General features: G+C 67.7%; 15 protein-coding genes. 8 read left to right on the top strand and 7 right to left on the bottom strand.

Translation table 11 applies throughout. The annotated features are described in order from the left end of the window. Positions 1 to 103: 103 nt before the first annotated feature. The 4 genes from ACWD6R_RS32940 to ACWD6R_RS32925 all read right to left on the bottom strand — a co-directional run bounded on the left by ACWD6R_RS32940 (position 104) and on the right by ACWD6R_RS32925 (position 2,155). Entirely contained in the window at positions 104 to 595 is a 492-nt protein-coding gene (locus tag ACWD6R_RS32940) for a GNAT family N-acetyltransferase (RefSeq protein ID WP_451822063.1), read from the bottom strand. Positions 596 to 856: 261 nt separating this feature from the next. After that, a complete protein-coding gene (locus ACWD6R_RS32935; RefSeq protein ID WP_451822062.1) occupies positions 857 to 1,111 on the bottom strand; it encodes a DUF397 domain-containing protein in 255 nt (84 codons plus the stop codon). Then, positions 1,104 to 1,292, bottom strand: coding sequence for a DUF397 domain-containing protein (locus ACWD6R_RS32930; protein ID WP_451822061.1), 189 nt, complete (start codon positions 1,290 to 1,292; stop codon positions 1,104 to 1,106). Before ACWD6R_RS32930 ends, ACWD6R_RS32935 begins: the two co-directional genes overlap by 8 nt. Before the next feature lie 11 nt (positions 1,293 to 1,303). Continuing rightward, positions 1,304 to 2,155 carry a Scr1 family TA system antitoxin-like transcriptional regulator gene (locus ACWD6R_RS32925; protein WP_451822060.1) on the bottom strand — a complete coding sequence of 284 codons (852 nt, stop codon included), beginning with the start codon at positions 2,153 to 2,155 and terminating at the stop codon, positions 1,304 to 1,306. A 213-nt stretch (positions 2,156 to 2,368) separates the two neighbouring features. On the opposite strand from ACWD6R_RS32925, the gene ACWD6R_RS32920 reads away from it, so the two are divergent. Then, positions 2,369 to 2,827 carry an ATP-binding protein gene (locus ACWD6R_RS32920; RefSeq protein WP_451822059.1) on the top strand — a complete coding sequence of 153 codons (459 nt, stop codon included), beginning with the start codon at positions 2,369 to 2,371 and terminating at the stop codon, positions 2,825 to 2,827. A gap of 187 nt (positions 2,828 to 3,014) precedes the next feature. On the opposite strand, the gene ACWD6R_RS32915 is transcribed toward ACWD6R_RS32920, so the two are convergent. From ACWD6R_RS32915 to ACWD6R_RS32905, 3 genes are all read right to left on the bottom strand, one after another. Then, the gene (locus ACWD6R_RS32915) at positions 3,015 to 4,079 is read right to left on the bottom strand and encodes a type III polyketide synthase (protein ID WP_451822058.1); all 1,065 of its coding nucleotides are present in this window, start codon (positions 4,077 to 4,079) and stop codon (positions 3,015 to 3,017) included. A 739-nt stretch (positions 4,080 to 4,818) separates the two neighbouring features. After that, positions 4,819 to 6,024 carry a cytochrome P450 gene (locus ACWD6R_RS32910; RefSeq protein ID WP_451822057.1) on the bottom strand — a complete coding sequence of 402 codons (1,206 nt, stop codon included), beginning with the start codon at positions 6,022 to 6,024 and terminating at the stop codon, positions 4,819 to 4,821. 276 nt (positions 6,025 to 6,300) lie between these two features. Then, positions 6,301 to 7,281: a DUF1259 domain-containing protein gene (locus ACWD6R_RS32905; protein WP_451822056.1), complete on the bottom strand. Its 981-nt coding sequence runs from the start codon at positions 7,279 to 7,281 to the stop codon at positions 6,301 to 6,303. A 431-nt stretch (positions 7,282 to 7,712) separates the two neighbouring features. On the opposite strand from ACWD6R_RS32905, the gene ACWD6R_RS32900 reads away from it, so the two are divergent. The 7 genes from ACWD6R_RS32900 to ACWD6R_RS32870 all read left to right on the top strand — a co-directional run bounded on the left by ACWD6R_RS32900 (position 7,713) and on the right by ACWD6R_RS32870 (position 15,790). Then, entirely contained in the window at positions 7,713 to 8,117 is a 405-nt protein-coding gene (locus ACWD6R_RS32900; RefSeq protein WP_451822055.1) for a hypothetical protein, read from the top strand. After that, positions 8,114 to 9,904, top strand: coding sequence for an alpha/beta hydrolase (locus ACWD6R_RS32895; RefSeq protein ID WP_451822054.1), 1,791 nt, complete (start codon positions 8,114 to 8,116; stop codon positions 9,902 to 9,904). The genes ACWD6R_RS32900 and ACWD6R_RS32895 overlap by 4 nt, the downstream gene beginning before the upstream one ends. A 23-nt stretch (positions 9,905 to 9,927) precedes the next feature. After that, a complete protein-coding gene (locus ACWD6R_RS32890) occupies positions 9,928 to 10,443 on the top strand; it encodes a hypothetical protein (protein ID WP_451822053.1) in 516 nt (171 codons plus the stop codon). Between the two features lie 265 nt (positions 10,444 to 10,708). After that, positions 10,709 to 13,069: an alpha/beta hydrolase gene (locus ACWD6R_RS32885; RefSeq protein WP_451822052.1), complete on the top strand. Its 2,361-nt coding sequence runs from the start codon at positions 10,709 to 10,711 to the stop codon at positions 13,067 to 13,069. Continuing rightward, entirely contained in the window at positions 13,066 to 13,632 is a 567-nt protein-coding gene (locus ACWD6R_RS32880) for a hypothetical protein (RefSeq protein ID WP_451822051.1), read from the top strand. Before ACWD6R_RS32885 ends, ACWD6R_RS32880 begins: the two co-directional genes overlap by 4 nt. A gap of 134 nt (positions 13,633 to 13,766) precedes the next feature. Then, positions 13,767 to 14,777 (top strand): C40 family peptidase, encoded by a 1,011-nt coding sequence (locus ACWD6R_RS32875; protein WP_451822050.1) that lies wholly within the window; start codon positions 13,767 to 13,769, stop codon positions 14,775 to 14,777. A 296-nt stretch (positions 14,778 to 15,073) separates the two neighbouring features. Further along, positions 15,074 to 15,790, top strand: a complete 717-nt coding sequence (locus tag ACWD6R_RS32870; protein ID WP_451822049.1) for a phosphatase PAP2 family protein — start codon at positions 15,074 to 15,076, stop codon at positions 15,788 to 15,790. Positions 15,791 to 15,917: the final 127 nt, after the last annotated feature.

Here is a 15,917-nt window from a genome sequence, read left to right as displayed (position 1 = left end):
GCTTCAGCGCAGGGCCGCTTCGAGTCCATCCGCGTAGTGCGACGCTATGTCGTCAGGGAAAGAACGCCAGGTCTCGCAGCACACAGGCCCGGTGGGCGAGTGATCAATGCATGGCAACAAGTCGGCGCTGATAACGCGTACCGGGGCGCTCACCGATGCGGATGTCCCCCACCGCAGTGAACCCGTTGCGTCTGAGTACGGCCATGGATGCCGGATTGTCGAGGGTGGTGACGGCGGTGAGCGCGGAGAGCCGGTATGCCGCGGCAGCCAGGCGGCACACTTCCTCGACCGCGGCCGTTGCCATGCCCCGTCCCGCGGCGCGCTCGCCGATCCGGTAGCCGAGTTCAGCGGCCCCTTCCTCGACGTCCACGAGATTGACGCGGCCGACCAACTCTCCCCGGTCGTCCATGACGACATGGAACTGGCACACGCCGGCGTCCTGTTCGGCGAGCCGTGCACGATGACGGGCGGCGAACTCAACGAAGTACAGGTCGCCGCGATCCGGCACGGACCGTGCGAAGTACTCGCGGTTCTCCCGCTCGAAAGCCAGCAAGGCGTGTGCATGGTCGGCCCGGAGCCGCTCCAACGTCAGCATGCGCGACAGCGTACGTACTGTCGATCGCGTCCCACCCCGCAAATCCGGGTGTGGAAGACAAAGATCAAGCTGAGAGGGGGCATGAACCAGATACGTGAGAAACGGCGTCGGCGGTGGGGATGTCGGGTGTCGTCCCGGGGCGGGGTGGGCTGTGGTTCCGAAGTACGGGGTGGCCCAAGGCCGGCAGGCGCGGATGAAGGGGAGAGGGCACCGCAGCGGCCGGGCTGGGTACCGGCACGGTATGGGCGGGTACCCGGACCGTCATGCCGGGGCAGCCAGGCCGCCTTCGCCACCGAGCTCCGCGAAGTGGTCGAACTCGCCGGCCAGGACGCCCCTGGTGAAGGCCTCCCATTTCGTCCGGGTGGTCGTGACGATGTTGGACGGGTCGCCGGTTTCGCGAAGGTGGACGAGCCCGTCCGGACCGAAGGCGATCTCGATCCAGGGGCCGGGGCCCTTTTCCCCCTCGGGGGCGGCGCGGACCCAGGTGAGGTCGGCGGGTATGTGCCGGTCAGCCATGGTTGGTGCCGTCCTTGACGCTTCGGAGGAGGGCGGCCCAGGCGGTGGGGGTGGTGCGGAGTATGGCTCCGGTGGGGTCGCTGCTTTCGGTGACGTTGACGGTGTGGTCGCGGGCGGCGACGTGTACGCACGCCTCGCCCTGTGCGCAGTAGGACGACCTCTGCCATGGGGATGCGGCCATCTCTGTTCCCTTCACAGGTCCTGGGCGATGTTGTGGATAAGTTCTCGCGACTGCTCGGCGCTCAGCGCGGCTGCGTCGAGCCGGTCGAGCAGGAGGCGGTACTGCGTCAGCTGGGCCTCGGAGTCGATGAAGACCGGGCCGTGTGACTGATCGAGCTGTGCGGTGTCGAGGGCGTAGACCGGACCGCGTACGTAGTACAGCGACTGACCTGAACCCGGGTAATACGTAGCGTCGAAGGGGATGACCCGGATGGACACGTGTGTCTGTTCGCTCACCTTGAGCAGGTGTTCCAGCTGGGTACGCGCCACATTCGAGCCTCCGAACCTCATGCGTAGCGCAGCCTCATGGATCACAGCGCTGTACGGGACGACGTCCTTCCCGAACAGCACCGCTTGGCGCTTTACGCGGTACGACACGCGGTGCTCGATCTCTGGCGGTGACATCTCAGGCACGGCCTGCCGGTAGATCTCGCGGGCGTGGTCGACGGTTTGCAGCAGCCCGGGGATGTGGATGCTGTGCGCCGCGTGCAGGCTGTTGCCGTGGTGCTCGACCTCGGCGAGGTCGAGGAGCTTGGGCGGCAGGATCTCCCGGTACTCCTCCCACCAGCCACGTTTGCGGTCACCCGTTATGGCGACGAGGGCCTCGATCAGCGCCTGATCCGTGCACGAGTAGGTGTGGGCCATGACGCGAACGCGGTCAGCACTGACACCGAATCTTGCGACCTCAATGTTGCTCAACTGCCCCGAGCTGGTGCCGAGGAGATCGGCTGCCTGCGTGGTGGTCATCCCGGCCCGCTCGCGCAGTTTGCGCAGTTCGGCGCCGAGACGGGTGCGGCGCGCGGTAGGGGCGGCCCTTCCTGCCATTTCGAACTCTCCTCAGAAATCCACTGAGTTGGGCTGTCACTCGCACGGATGGTTCCGCTCAAGGATTCCGGTCAATTGGTGAAAAGAATCCTTGCGGAAGTCTAGTCTCTGAGCCAGGCCACCCGCCCGGAAGTACCCCGCTCGACGGAGCGGTCTCGTCACCGGGCAATCAGAAACGTGCGATCCAACGTCCCTCCGTGATCGGAGACTTCCATGGTCCTGGCCACCGTAACGCCGCCTTGGGCATACACACTCCAACTCCCGCAGGATCCCCGTGCTCCGGGCATCGCCCGCGCCACCCTCCGCTCCGTGCTCCGCGCGCACGGCATGGGCGATCTCATCGACACCGCCGAGCTGTTGGCGAGTGAGCTCGTCACCAACGCGTACCGGTACTCCTCGGGGCCGTACTCACTCCGGCTGCGCGACGCCGGGCGGCACCGGATCCGGCTCAGTGTCTGGGACACCAACCCGGACATCCCGCCACCGTTCCAGGGCGGCGCGGAGGTTCCGAAGTCGCTCGCCGAGTGCGGGCGGGGATTGCATCTCGTCACCCTGTGGGCGGACAGCTGGGGCGCATATCCGCTGCATGGCGGGCTGCCGGGGTACGGCGGGAAGCTGCTCTGGGTGGAGTGCGTGTGGAAGCCGGACTGTCAGTGGAGTGACCTGTCGTGACCGTGTGCAGCGGCATTGCCGGATCGGCCGAGAGGGGGCCTGGTGTCCCCTCCATCATCGGACGGGCATGAGGGCGGCCCCCGGGCCTCGGGCTGCGGACAGCGCCTGAGGCCCGGGGGCCGGGGTTGGTGTGGTTGCGGGCTTCCCGTTCAGGTTGCCCTGCGCGCACACCGTGCGGATGCGTGGCTCACGCCCTTGTCTCGGGCTCCGAGGTCCACGTTCCCAGGGAGATCTCGGCGGTGATGCCCGGCCCGAAGCCGGCCATGATGCCGCGCTGGCCGTGGAGGGTCGACGCCTCGTCGAACATGCGGGCCAGGGCGTCGAGTACCACCGCGCTGGCGATGTTGCCGTACTCGGTGAGCGTGGCCCGGCTGAAGCGGAACGCTTCGGGCGGCACGTCGAGGAAGCGGCTCAGGTCGTCCAGGATGCGCGGACCGCCGGCGTGGATGATGTAGAAGTCCAGCTTGCTGGCGTTCCACTGGTGCTGTTCCGCGAGGGCGCTCAGGGCCGGGGCAAGTGGCTCCATGGTTCCGGGCACGCGCTTGTCGAGCTGGAAGTGGAAGCCCGTGGACCGGACCGCGTAGGAGATCCATTCCTCGGTGTCCGGGATGATGTACGACCCGTTGCGTTCCAGATGGACTCCGGTGCCGCCCTGGCCCCGTACCACGACGGCGGCGATCCCGTCGCCGAACAAGCCGTTGGACAGCAGGGACCCCACACCCAGATCGGTGGGCTGGTAGCACAGCGAGCAGAACTCGCAAGCGATCACGAGCACGTTGCGGTCGGGGTACGCCGTGCAGAAGTCGTGGGCCCGGTTGACGGCTGCGCCACCTGCCGCACAGCCCAGTTGGGCGATCGGCATCTGTCGTGTCTCCGGCCGGAAGCCCATGGTGTTGATGAGCCACGCGGTCGGCGGAGGCATCATGAAGCCGGTGCAGGAGACGTAGATGATCAAGTCGATCTGCGACGGTTCGAGTTTCGCCTGGTCCAGTGCCTGGCGGACCACAGCCGGGACGCGGGCCTTGGTCTGTGCCTCGTAGATTTTGCTGCGCGCATCGAACCCCGGGTGTTGCAGCACCTTTTCGATCGGCTGGATCAGATGCCGTTTCTGAACCCCGGTGTGTTCGATCAGACGGAGGACCAGATCGAGCTGCGGATGGTCGCCGTGCAGCCGTTGTGCCAGTTCGAGGGTTTCGTCGTTGGTTATGACGTACTCGGGAACTGCGATTGCGGGCTTGCAGAGTACCGCCATGGATCTCCTCCTAGCGGACGATGAACCACACGGTCGAGCCTGACCGGATGCGGGGGCAGGTGTCGGCCGACGGTAGCCACTGCGGCACCGTGCGTGGAGCGGCGCGGGACACACTTTTTGGTTGCGGCGCCGAATTAGATGCCCTGGGATGGGCATGGATGGGCCGATCGACGAATGCGCTGAATTCTCACCGTATGGGCAGATGAATATCGGCCGCACCTTCGATCGACCCTGGAGATCACGCTACGACAGGCGGGTGAGGGTCGCACGTCGGACGGAACGCGCTGTCCGGGAGCCCCGGAATCTTCCGGGTTTCCGCCCTTCGAGGGCCGATGCGGCACTTGTTTGTCCTTGGCCACGGCGGGCGGACCACCCGTGCCCGGTACTGCCCTGCGCGGGCACGACCGGCCCGCCGAGGGGCCGCCCCACGGCGGGAGACGCACCGCTGCGGGGCGGCGGTCACCCATCACGCGGACCGGTGATCACCGGTCGGCGCGGGCCGCCCCCGCTCCGTCGTGCGGTGCGAGCCACGAAGCCGGGCACGGGGGCCGCCCTGCCGCCAGGCATCGACTCACCTGCTCGGCGGCGCCCGGGCTGCGCGCGGCAGTCCGGGCGCTCCTGCGCCATGGCCGGACCCGGGCCGCAGCGCGGTGGGTCTCCATGGGTGTCGCCTCATAGGTGGCCCTGATCGCGTGCTGCGGTTGCACGAAGAGCCTGATGCCCTGCTGGGGTATTGGCCTCACCAGGCGACGGGCAGTGCGAGCGGATAACGCCAGATCGATGTCTTGTTCCAGGCCACTTCTTCGGCCGGCTTTGCCAGCCGGAGGTCAGGGAAGCGTTTCAGGAGGGTTCCGAGTGCGACTTCGAGCTCCGTGGCGGCGAGCGGGGCGCCGAGACAGTGGTGGCCGCCCCAGCCGAAGGTCATATGGGACGGACCGGTGCGTTCCAGGTCCAGCTCGTCAGGCCGGTCGAACTTCCGGCCGTCCCGGTTGGCCGTCAGGTAGGAGACGTGCACGATGTCTCCCGCTCGGATCTTCACCCCGCTCAGTTCCACATCCTCGGTGGCGACGCGGGGAATGCCGACGCCCTTGCGGAAGGGGATGAAGCGCAGCAGTTCCTCGATGGCCTGCGGGAGCATCTCGGGGCGGGCGCGCAGCATGGCCAGCTCCTTGGGACGCGTGAGCAGGGTGTATGCGATGTTCCCGATCTCGTATGTGGTGGTGTCCTGGCCGGTGATCAGCAGGACCATGGCCATGACGGTCAGTTCTTGATCGTTGAGGAGCTCGTCCCCGTCGCGGGCGGCGGCCAGCGCGCTGATCAGGTCGTCGCCCGGGTTCTCGCGCCGGTGCGCAGTCAGCTTCGCGAAGTAGGCGCGGAGATCGGCCTTGGCGCGTACCGCGTTGTCCCGGTTGTCGATGCCGACGTCCATCATGGTGCGCGCGTGGGCGCGCAGTTGAGCGTGGTCGCCCTCGGGAATGTCGAGGACCTCGCAGATGGTGGTCAGGGGCAGGGGGGCCGCGAGGTGCTCGAAGAGGTCGGCGGGGGAACCGTGCTCCTCCATCCGGTCCAGCAGCTCATCCACGACATGCTGGGTACGGACCCGCATGCGCTCCATGTGGCGCGGCGCGAAACCCTTGGAGATCAGGCTGCGCAGGCGGCTGCTGGCCGGTGGGTCCATCACATTGATCGCCTCGTCCTGAACGATGGGTTCAGGGGTCATCCGCGGGAAGTTCCGGCCGATGATGGCGCTGCGGCTGAAACGCCGGTCGGTGGTCACCGTGCGTACGTCGTCGTAGCCGGTGACGAGCCATGCTTCCCCGTCGCCGTGGGGCAGCTGGATGCGGGCAACGGGTTCGTCGTTCTGCAGTTGCTTGAGCAGCGGATCGAATTCGAGGGCCTCGGCATAGTCGAACGGGCAGTTCCGCGGGGTGGAGACTGGTTCCATACGGAGCTCCAGATATCGGATCTGACGGATGATTCGGTACTTACTGGGATGAACAGGTCATCAGTACCCGATCGTCTTCCGGGGCACGCACGGCTCCGGGGCAATTGGTCCATTGGAAGTGACGGCCCCGGTGCTGCCGAAGGCTTTGGCCCGTGGAAGGGGCGGGATCATGCCGGCGCCGCCAACGCACGCGGCGAAACATGCCCGTGGGCGTCAAGGACGCCCACGGGCTCGGGAGCGGGTGCCCGGGAGCAACCCGCTCCTCACCCCTCTTGTTCAGCCGACCGGCACGACGTTGGTGGCATCCACTGCGGGGCGCAGCCCCCGGGCGATCTCGACGGCGTCGCCCACTGCCCAGAGATGGGTGAAGAACAGGCGGGGGCTTTCCGTCAAGTGGTGGTTGTGCAGCTCGACGAGCTTGATCCCGCCGCGCCGTAGAGCTCTCAGTGCGTTCTGGACCTCCTCGGCGAGCATGGCGCAGTCGCCGCTGAGCGCGGCCCGGCCGCCCCCCAGCGGCTGGAAGTTGAACGCGCTGGTCGAGCCCAGACCGGGAGGCAGTACCAGATGGCCGTCGCAGATCGTCTCGCGACGGGCGAAGACGACCTTGTAGACCACGCCATCGCTGGAGCCCTTGGCGCCCAGCGCAGCCTCGATGCCGGCGATGTCCAGGTCGTGGGGGACCGGCGGGCCGGTCGGCACTGCCGGCGGGGTCCCGGTGCGGTCGAATCCCGCGCGCAGGCCGCGCGCCAGGGCCACCGCGTCGGGGCCGTGTCCGTGAACGTGGGTCCACCAGATGTCGGGTGTCTGGGCCAGCAGATGCTTGTGGAGCGCGGTCTGCGCGATTCCGTTCGCCTGCCAGGCGTCCGTCACGTGCTGCAGCTCGTCCTCGGTGACCACCACATCGCCCATGCACATCGCGGTGCCGTCGGCGTAACGGACGAAGGCCACGTGCGTGCCCAGCGCGAGCTCCGGTGTGACGGCGACGCCATCGGAGACCACGTCAAGATCCCCGCGGGGGAAGGGGGTGTGGTAGGTCGTTCCCCGCAGCATGTTGCCTCTGCGGCCCAGCGTGTGTGCGACGTCCGCCCAGTCCGCCTCGGTGGTGGTCACCGGCTTGACCCGCCGGTGACTCCGGCCCCCGGGCATCCCGGGCATTCCGGCCGGCGCGGGTCGAGCGGCGGCCGCCCCTGCCCCGACTCCGGCCAGCATCGGTGCCAGCGCCGCTGCGGCCAGCACGCGCCGCCGCGACGTAGTCACCTGTGTGTGCGTGTCCTGCTGTCGATCTTCAGCCATCATCTGATCGCCTCCATGGCGAGATGAAACCATGCGAAACCAAAAGAAAGCGGATGCTTCGTCATGAGGCGGGTCTGGATGGACCAAGCGCGTGCTGCACCCTCCGGCCAACGGGGCGCCCGAGCGTCCGAGACGCGGCTCGTATCCCGGTGGGCACGTGGGGATACGGCATGGGGCGGGGGAGGGCTGGCTGGTCGCCGGATACCACAACTGCCCGGCCGGCAACGCCTGATCGCACGCCCTCCGGCCGCCCACCGATCGGGTGAAATCCCGCCGGGGGCGAGGCGGGCGTTCGGCCTTGCAATTCAGGGCCGAACGCGCCCCGAGGGCCGACGCGCATGGCGTGTCGGGTGCGCCGTCTCTGGGACAGTGCCGCTCCACGATCAAGGAGCGGGGTGAGCGGCGTGGCCGTGGTGGGCCGACAGAGGCTGAGCGAGCTGGGCGGGGCGGGCGGGGCTGGTGACGGTGCGGGTGGTGGTGGCAGGGATCAGCTGAAGCACAGCGACGGCCCCTGGCTGCGAGCCGCCGGGGGAGCCGAGTCGCTGCACACGCTGCTGGGGCCGGTGAAGACCGAGCTGGAGGCCGCGCACGAAGGGGTGGTGACGGGGACCGTCGGGCTGGAGGCGCTGGCCGAACTCGGCGCCGTACGCGAGTCGTGGCAGCGGCGGATCGAAGCCGCGCGCTGCGAGTGCGGGAGCCTCGCCGGGAAACTCCGCGCCGTCGTACGGACCCAGGGCGTCACGGACGAGACTGTGAAGTCGTCCTTCGCAGCGGTCGCGTCGCGGACCGGTGGGCAATGACCTCGAAGATCACGTGGGCCCAACTGCGCGACGTGAACTGCGCCGAACTGGAAGGCGCGGCCGACGGATGGGGCCGGGCCAGCAACCTGGCCGACAACGGCCGGGACCGCGTCGACAAGCAGCTGCTGAACGAGTTGCGCGGGACGCAGCAGGGCGAGGCGGCCGACGCGGCAGTCGGGCGGCTGCGACAACTCAGCCGGAACTTCCAGTACGTGTACACGGAGTGCGGTCTGCTCCGCACCACGCTGAACAGCATGGCCCACGAAATCAGGGGCCAGCAAAGGGCGTTGCAGGAAGCGCTGGACGACGCGGAAGCCCTGAAGTTCACCGTGCACCCGGACGGGTCGGTGGCCTACCCGGAGGCCGGCGAGGGGCTGATCGACGGCAAGCCGATGCCGGGCGGGACGGCGACCGGGGGAGGAGTGCCGGGGCTGCTGCCGCCCTCGGGGCTCGTCGCCCCCAACCCGAACGTGGCCAAGGCGCAGGACATCGCCGACCGGGTGGTCAAGGCCCTGCGGACAGCGGCCGACATCGACTGGCGGTACACGCGGATCCTGCGGAAGCTGAAGGCCGAGGAGGGCCTGAAGGTCCCCGACTCGACCTGGACGGACGCGGTGACGGACGCGGCAGCGGTACGGAACGCTGCGGGCGCCTACCTGAACGAAGCCATCCCGCACGACGCGAGCCCGGCCGAACGCAAGGCGTGGTGGGCCGGACTGATGCAGGAACAGCGGGAGGAGTACCTCGCGGTGTACCCGGACCAGATCGGCAACCTGGACGGAATCCCGGCGGTCGTACGGGACGCCGCCAACCGGGACAACCTGCAGCTGCTCATCGGGAAGCTGGAAGGGCAGGAGGGGGACAAGGCGGAGACGCAGTTGGCGGGGTTACGGGAGATTGACCGGCAGCTGCACGACGGCCGGAAGCCGCCGATGTTCCTCCTTGGGATTGGCGACGAGGGGAATGGGCGGGCGATTGTCTCTTACGGGAATCCGGATACGGCTCGGAATGTGTCGGCTTATGTGCCGGGCTTGAATACGTCGCTGGATGAGGACTTCGCTAAGGGGGACCTTAAGCGTGCTTGGGATACCGCTAAGGGGGCCAATAAATACGATCACTCGAGCGCGGCGATCGTTTGGCTCGGTTATGACGCACCGCAGACCCCAGACGGATTGGGGAGCTTGGCGGTAATGGGAAATGACAGAGCCGAAAGAGGTGGCAGTGCATTTAATGGCTTCATGGGAGGGCTGGTGGCTACGAACGAGAACGAGGACCCGCACCTGACGGCTATTGGGCATTCTTACGGTTCGCGCACTGTCGGTGCTGCAACTCAGCAGAGTGGCGGGATTCCCGGCGTGGACGACATTGTGCTCGTTGGCAGTCCCGGAGTCGGTGTGGATCACGCTGAGGATCTGGGCGTTGGGAAGGATCATGTCTTTGTCGGTGCGGCTGAGAATGACGTGGTGACCAAGCTCCCCTCCAAACAGCAAGCAGCTGTCGGAGTTGTGGGATTGATCGCTGGAGGACCGTCCACTGCCTACCTGGCCGGTGACCTCGCCGATCCGGGAGATGATGATCTCTGGTTCGGCAAGGATCCGGCGAGCGAGGCATTCGGTGCGAGACGTTTCCCTGTGGGTGAAGGGCCGCGGCTGATCAGTGGACATGGCGTCTCTATCGACGCGCACTCCCAGTACTTCGATCCGCAGAGGAATGCCGTTTCGGCAGACAGTATTGCTCTCATCACTGCGGGTCGTTCCGACAAAGTGAAGATGGAGGAGTCGCGTTGAGTCGTCGACTCCAAACCATTGGGATGGCAACGCTGCTCTGTTTGGCGTTTGTCGGATGTTCGAACGAAGAGAAGCGATCCGATATGGACATGCAGGGCGCAGCGAACCGGGCTGACGAGATTCTTGACGCAGTGCTGACTGAAATCAAACCTCAGGTTCAATGGGCGCATGGCCCGACTAGTACCGGTAGCTGTGACGTGTCCCGGATGCGCGTCGTGATGACGATTGTGTCCAAAGAGCGCCGGGGTAGCTTTCTAGGAGTGGTGGATCGCTTCTGGCGGAAGAGCGGCTATCGGATCAAGGCAATCAACAATGATGTGGACGTTCCTGCGATTTATGCTCAGACAACGGACGGCTTCGGCGTCACCCTCAGCATCGGCGGCAAGGGGCAAGCCTTCTTCGAAGTCGACAGCCCCTGCGTGAAGGAATCGGAGGTGGCCGAGTCCACCACCCAGCCCAACGGTCCTGCGTACGAGGACGTCTATCCACTCCCCCGCCCCAACGTGCACTCCGACTTCTGGTCCGCCGGAGCAACCTGACGCCACATCAGGACAAGGTGACCTGAACCTCTGGATGTGTCGTGCACTTTGAGTCCGGCATTGGGCCCTGGGGCCCATGCCCTGCCCGGTGCCCGTGTGGTCGCATACGTGGAGTGGCGGATCCGTCACTGCTCACTGCACCCACTCACAAGGCAGGGGACTCGCCGTGTCTGGCATACGAGGATTAGCGGTTCCGGGTGGCGTTGCCCCGGATGCTGTCGTGGTCCATCCGGGCAGGCAGCCCCTGCCGAGCACGTTGCAAGCAGTGCTGATCCTCGTCCGCGTGCTCTTCGTGGTCACCGTCGTCGGCGTGATCGACGTGTTGTCGGTGGCGTCCTCGGTCGATGCGGTGAACGGTCGGCTGCTGGGCATGCTGCTGTACGCGGCGCTACCGGGCGTCACCGGGTTCGTCCTCTCGCTGTATCTGCGGACCGGTGGCGTCCGGATCCGCCGCGGACTCCTTGCCGTGCACGTATGGCTCGTCCTCGGTGCGCTGGCCACCTTGAGTGGGGACGGCGGCGTCCAAGGTGTCTTCCAGCTGGTGATACCTGTCGCCGTCGTCGTTCTTTTGTTCCTGAGGAGTTCCCGCGCCTGGTTCAGGCTCAGCCCTGAACAGCGCGCCGCGCAGAGGCCGTTCATTCTCACGCGGGTGATCAGGGCCCGTCGTGACCGTGGCCAGACCGCGATGGAGTACCTCGGCGCGGTCCTGGTGGTCGTGGCCCTTGTCGGTGCGCTCATGGCGACGCAGATCGGCGGGCAGCTGACCGGTGAGATCCGGAGCGCGATCTGCCGGCTGACCGGTAGCGACTGCCCGGCGGCGGGCAGTGGCGTGGTGGCCGGCCATGGCACCGATGGCGGTGGTGGTGCCTCTGGCGGGGGCGGTACGGAGTCCGGCGGTGTGGACTCCGGAGGGTCGACCGTCGCCGGAGGGACTTCTTCGTCCGGCGGGTCGGGGTCGTCCGGGGGTACGGACTCGGGAGGGTCCGCAGCATCCGGGGGTACGGACTCGGGACGGTCCGCAGCATCCGGGGGATCGGACTCCGGCGGATCGGACTCCGGGGGATCGGACACCGGCGGTTCAGCGGCGTCGGGTGGTTCGGACTCGGGTGGCACGGATGCCTCGGGCGGGTCCACCGCTTCCGGCGGAGACGGCGGCAGCGCCACCCAGGCCGCCGAGGGGGGTGACGGTTCGAGCGCCGCCGGTCACGCATCGGACGGCGGCTTCTTCACCGGGCTCGTCGGCGACGGTCTCTGGGGCGATGTCAGCGGCGCCGCGGACGCCGTTTTCAACCCCGTCACGAACGGCAGGAACCTCGGCGACCAGGTCGCCCAGTACGCGCAGAGCGCGAGCGACAAATGGTCCCAGGGCGACCGCGCCGGTGCGGCGGGGGAGCTGATCAAGGGGGCCACCGGGGTCGGTGGCGTCGGCGCCGGGCTGCCCGGTTCCGGGTCCCGCGTCGGGGCGGCCGTGCAGGCGGACCAGCGCGACTATCTGAACGCACGCATCCCGCTCAACGGCACTGCTGCCGGGCGCAAGGCGTGGTGGGACGGGCTCACGCAGGATCAGCGCGATCAGTACCTCGCTCTTTCCCCGGATCGGATCGGCAGCCTCGACGGGATCCCGGCGGCGACCAGGGACGCGGCCAACCGCAAGAACCTGACTCAGCTGATCGGGAAGCTGTCGGGGCAGGACGACGCGAAGTCGCAGAAGCAGCTCGCCGGACTGCGGGAGATCGAGCGGCAGTTGAAGGAGAACGGGAAGCAGCCGCCGATGTACCTGCTCGGCATATCGGACGAGGGAAACGGGCGGGCGATCGTCTCGTTCGGGAATCCGGACACGTCGAAGAACGTGTCGGCGTATGTGCCGGGGCTGAACACCTCTCTGAACGAGGAGTTCGCCAAGAATGATCTCAAGCGAGCCCGTGACACCGCGATCGGCACCCAGGGGTACGAACAGTCCAGTGCGGCGATCGTCTGGCTCGGCTACGACGCGCCGCAGACGCCGGACGGGCTGGGGAGCCTGGCGGTCATGGGAACGGGGCGGGCGGAGAAGGGCGGCGTGGCGTACAACGACTTCATGAGCGGGCTGGTCGCCACCAACCAGAACAAGGATCCGCATCTGACGGCCATCGGGCACTCGTACGGTTCGCGGACCGTGGGAGCCGCTGCGCAGCATGTCGGCGGAATCCCGGGGGTCGACGACATCATTCTGGTCGGCAGCCCGGGGGTGGGCGTGGATCAGGCCGTGGATCTCGGGGTCGGTGCCGGACACGTCTTCGTCGGCGCCGCGGCGAACGACCCGGTGACCAAGCTCCCGTCCAAGCTGCAGTCCGCCGTGGGCACACTGGGGATGCTGGCCTTCGGTCCTGCTGGTGCATACTTCGCCGGGGATCTGGCCGACCCGGGGGACGACGATCTCTGGTTCGGCAAGGACCCGGCGAGCAAGGCATTCGGCGCCAGGCGCTTCCCCGTGGGCGACGGACCGCCGGTGGTCAGCGGCTCCGGCCTGAGCTTTGATGCCCACTCTCTCTACTTCGATCCGGTGAGGGACGCCGTCTCGGCGGACAGCATCGCTCTGATCGTGTCGGGACATGCCGACAGGCTCAAGATGGAGGCACAGCGATGAAGCGACGGTTCCAGATCGTTGCGGTGGCCCTGGCCCTCGGCTTCTCCCTGTCCGCGTGCGGGAACGAACACCGGGTACAAGGGGACGTCGGAGGGAAGAAGGGGCGCATGGACATGCAGCAGGCCGCCGAGCGGTCCGACGGCATGCTGGACGCGGTGCTGAAGGCCATCGATCCCGAGGTGCAGTGGGCGCACGGGCCGACGACGTCGGGGACGTGCGATGTGACCCGCAGGCGCACCGTGATGACCATCGTGTCGGCGTCGCGCCGGGCGGATTTCCTGGACCAGGTGGAAGCGTTCTGGCGGAAGAGCGCTTACCGGATCAAGGCGATCAACAATGACACGGAGTTCCCGGCCGTCTATGCCCAGACGGACGCCGGGTTCGGTATCAGTGTCAGCTTCCGCGGAAAGGGGCAGGCGTTCTTCGAGGCGGACAGTCCCTGCGTGAAGGAGTCGAAGGTCACCGATTCCACGTCCAGGCCGAACGGTCCGGCGTACGAGGGTGTCTACCCCCCGCCGCGTCCCAACGTGCACTCCGACTACTGGTCCGCCGAGGCAGCCTGAAGATGCGTCAGTGAAGGGAATCCGTGCTCGGCCGCCCGGTCGGTGACCCCGGTGAGCCTGCCTGTGCCCCGAACAACTCGCACACGCCCGCGAAACCGGCCTTGAACCCGCCCCCGATGGGGGATGGTTGAGGGGTGCGGAAATTCTGGGTGGTCGGTGGGATCGGCATCGGGGTCGCCATGTGCTTCGTGGCGCTGCTCGTCGTCGGTACGTACTCCGCTGCCGCCGGCCTCGGCAGCGCCGGCAGCAACGGGGCCGTCGGGCTGGCGAAGGGAGCCGTGCCGGCGAAGTTCCAGCCGCTCGTGCAGAAGTGGGGCAACCTCTGCTCGGCCATCAACCCCGCGCTCCTCGCCGCGCAGCTGTACCAGGAGAGCGGGTGGAACCCGCGGGCCCAGAGCAAGGCCGCCGCGCAGGGCATCGCGCAGTTCATCCCCGGGACCTGGTCCGGGCACGGGATCGACGGGGACGGGGACGGGGACCGGGACGTATGGGATCCGGCCGATGCGATCCCCTCCGCCGCCAGCTATGACTGCGAACTCGCCGGGTACGTCAAGAAGGTGCCGGGGGATCAGACGGACAACATGCTGGCCGCCTACAACGCCGGTGCGTACCGGGTCATCAGGTCGGGCGGCGTACCGAAGATCGCGGAGACGCAGAACTACGTCAAGATCATCCGTTCGCTGGAGAAGAGCTTCGCCCGGCCGGTCGGGCGGGTCGAGCCCTCGCGGCAGGCGGCCGGGGCGATCTACTTCGCGCAGAAGAGGCTCGGCACGAAGTACCTGTGGGGCGGGAACGGCACGGCTGAGCAGGGTGGACGGTTCGACTGTTCCGGGCTGACACAGGCCGCGTACCGGACCGTGGACATCGAGCTGCCGCGGGTGGCGAACGACCAGTACAACGCCGGGCCGCACCCCTCGCGGGACGAGCTGCTCCCCGGTGACCTGGTCTTCTTCTCTGACGACCTGACCAACTCCCGGGCAATCCGCCACGTCGGGCTGTACGTCGGCGGCGGGTACATGATCAACGCGCCGTACACCGGGGCCGTGATCCGCTTCGACAAGATCGACACGCCCGATTACTTCGGTGCGACACGCGTGACGAAGGACGGCGCCGCGGCACTCCCGACCGCCCAGCCGGCGGCGTGACGGGGAGTCGGCGGTGGCCGGAACTCTCCGTGAAGCCTGGGCCCTGAGCTGCGACGACGAGTCTCTCTTCGATAACGTCATGGTGATCATTCGGTGGAGAGTGGAACGTACACACGGAGTGCGTCGTTCCCTGGACTGGGACAGCATGCACACTGACCATGCGGCGCTGGCCGGCACAGTCGCGTACCTCACGCAGCAGTGATCGAAGCAGTGGTCGAACCGAAAACGGGGGTTCGTCAAATGCGGCGCACACGGGTGTGCGCCGCGGCAGCAGACAAGGCAAGGGGCCGCAGCAGATGGCTGGACTCGCACTGGATGCGTCGAACCCCGACGTCAGCCTGCTCTACGACATCAATGGGCTCGCGAAGTCCGCTCCGGCGTGGTTCGACCGGGTCATGGAGTTCGTCGGCGAGTACGGGATCATGCTCGGCATGGTCCTCGTGGTCCTGTGGTGCTGGTGGAGCGTCCGCCGGCGCGGCACGGCCGAGGACTCGGTGACCGCGGTCGCCGGGATCGTCTGGGCACCGCTCGCCGCCGGGATCGCGCTGCTCGTCAACATTCCGATCCGGGGCTTCGTGGAGCGGCCGCGCCCGTTCCGCGACCACCAGGGCCTGGATGTCCTGGTGTCGGGGAAGAACGACTTCTCGTTCGTGAGCGACCACGCCACGATGGCGATGGCCGTCGGCGTCGGGCTGTTCGTGGCCAACCGGAAATTCGGGCTCGCCGCGATCGCCCTCGCGCTGGCGGAAGGGTTCTGCCGGATCTACATGGGTGTTCACTACCCGACCGACGTCATCGGCGGATTCGCGCTCGGCACGGCTGCCGCACTGCTGCTCGCCCCGCTCGCGATGGCGCTGCTCACGCCGGTCGTCGCCGTCGTCTCGCGGTCGGAGCGGGTGGGATGGCTCGTGCGGTCGCGGCGGCCCGTGCCGGCCGCGGCCGAGGGGCGCCCGCTCGGGATCCCGGAGCCGCGCCCGCGGTCGGGCAGCGGCGAGAAGGATCTGGCTGCCTAGAGGCGCTGTAACGCAGAACCGGGGGGCGTTCGCGCCCCCCGGTTCTGGAAGCGGCAAGAAGAGCGAGTCGTGGACCAGCACACCCCGGTAGTGCGGAAGGACACCGCCCGCGTCCGCCCCGGCCCGC

This window comes from Streptomyces sp. NPDC005151, from assembly GCF_053599875.1.
Note: the sequence above shows the minus strand (reverse complement) of the source record. Positions and strands in the feature narration are given on the sequence as shown.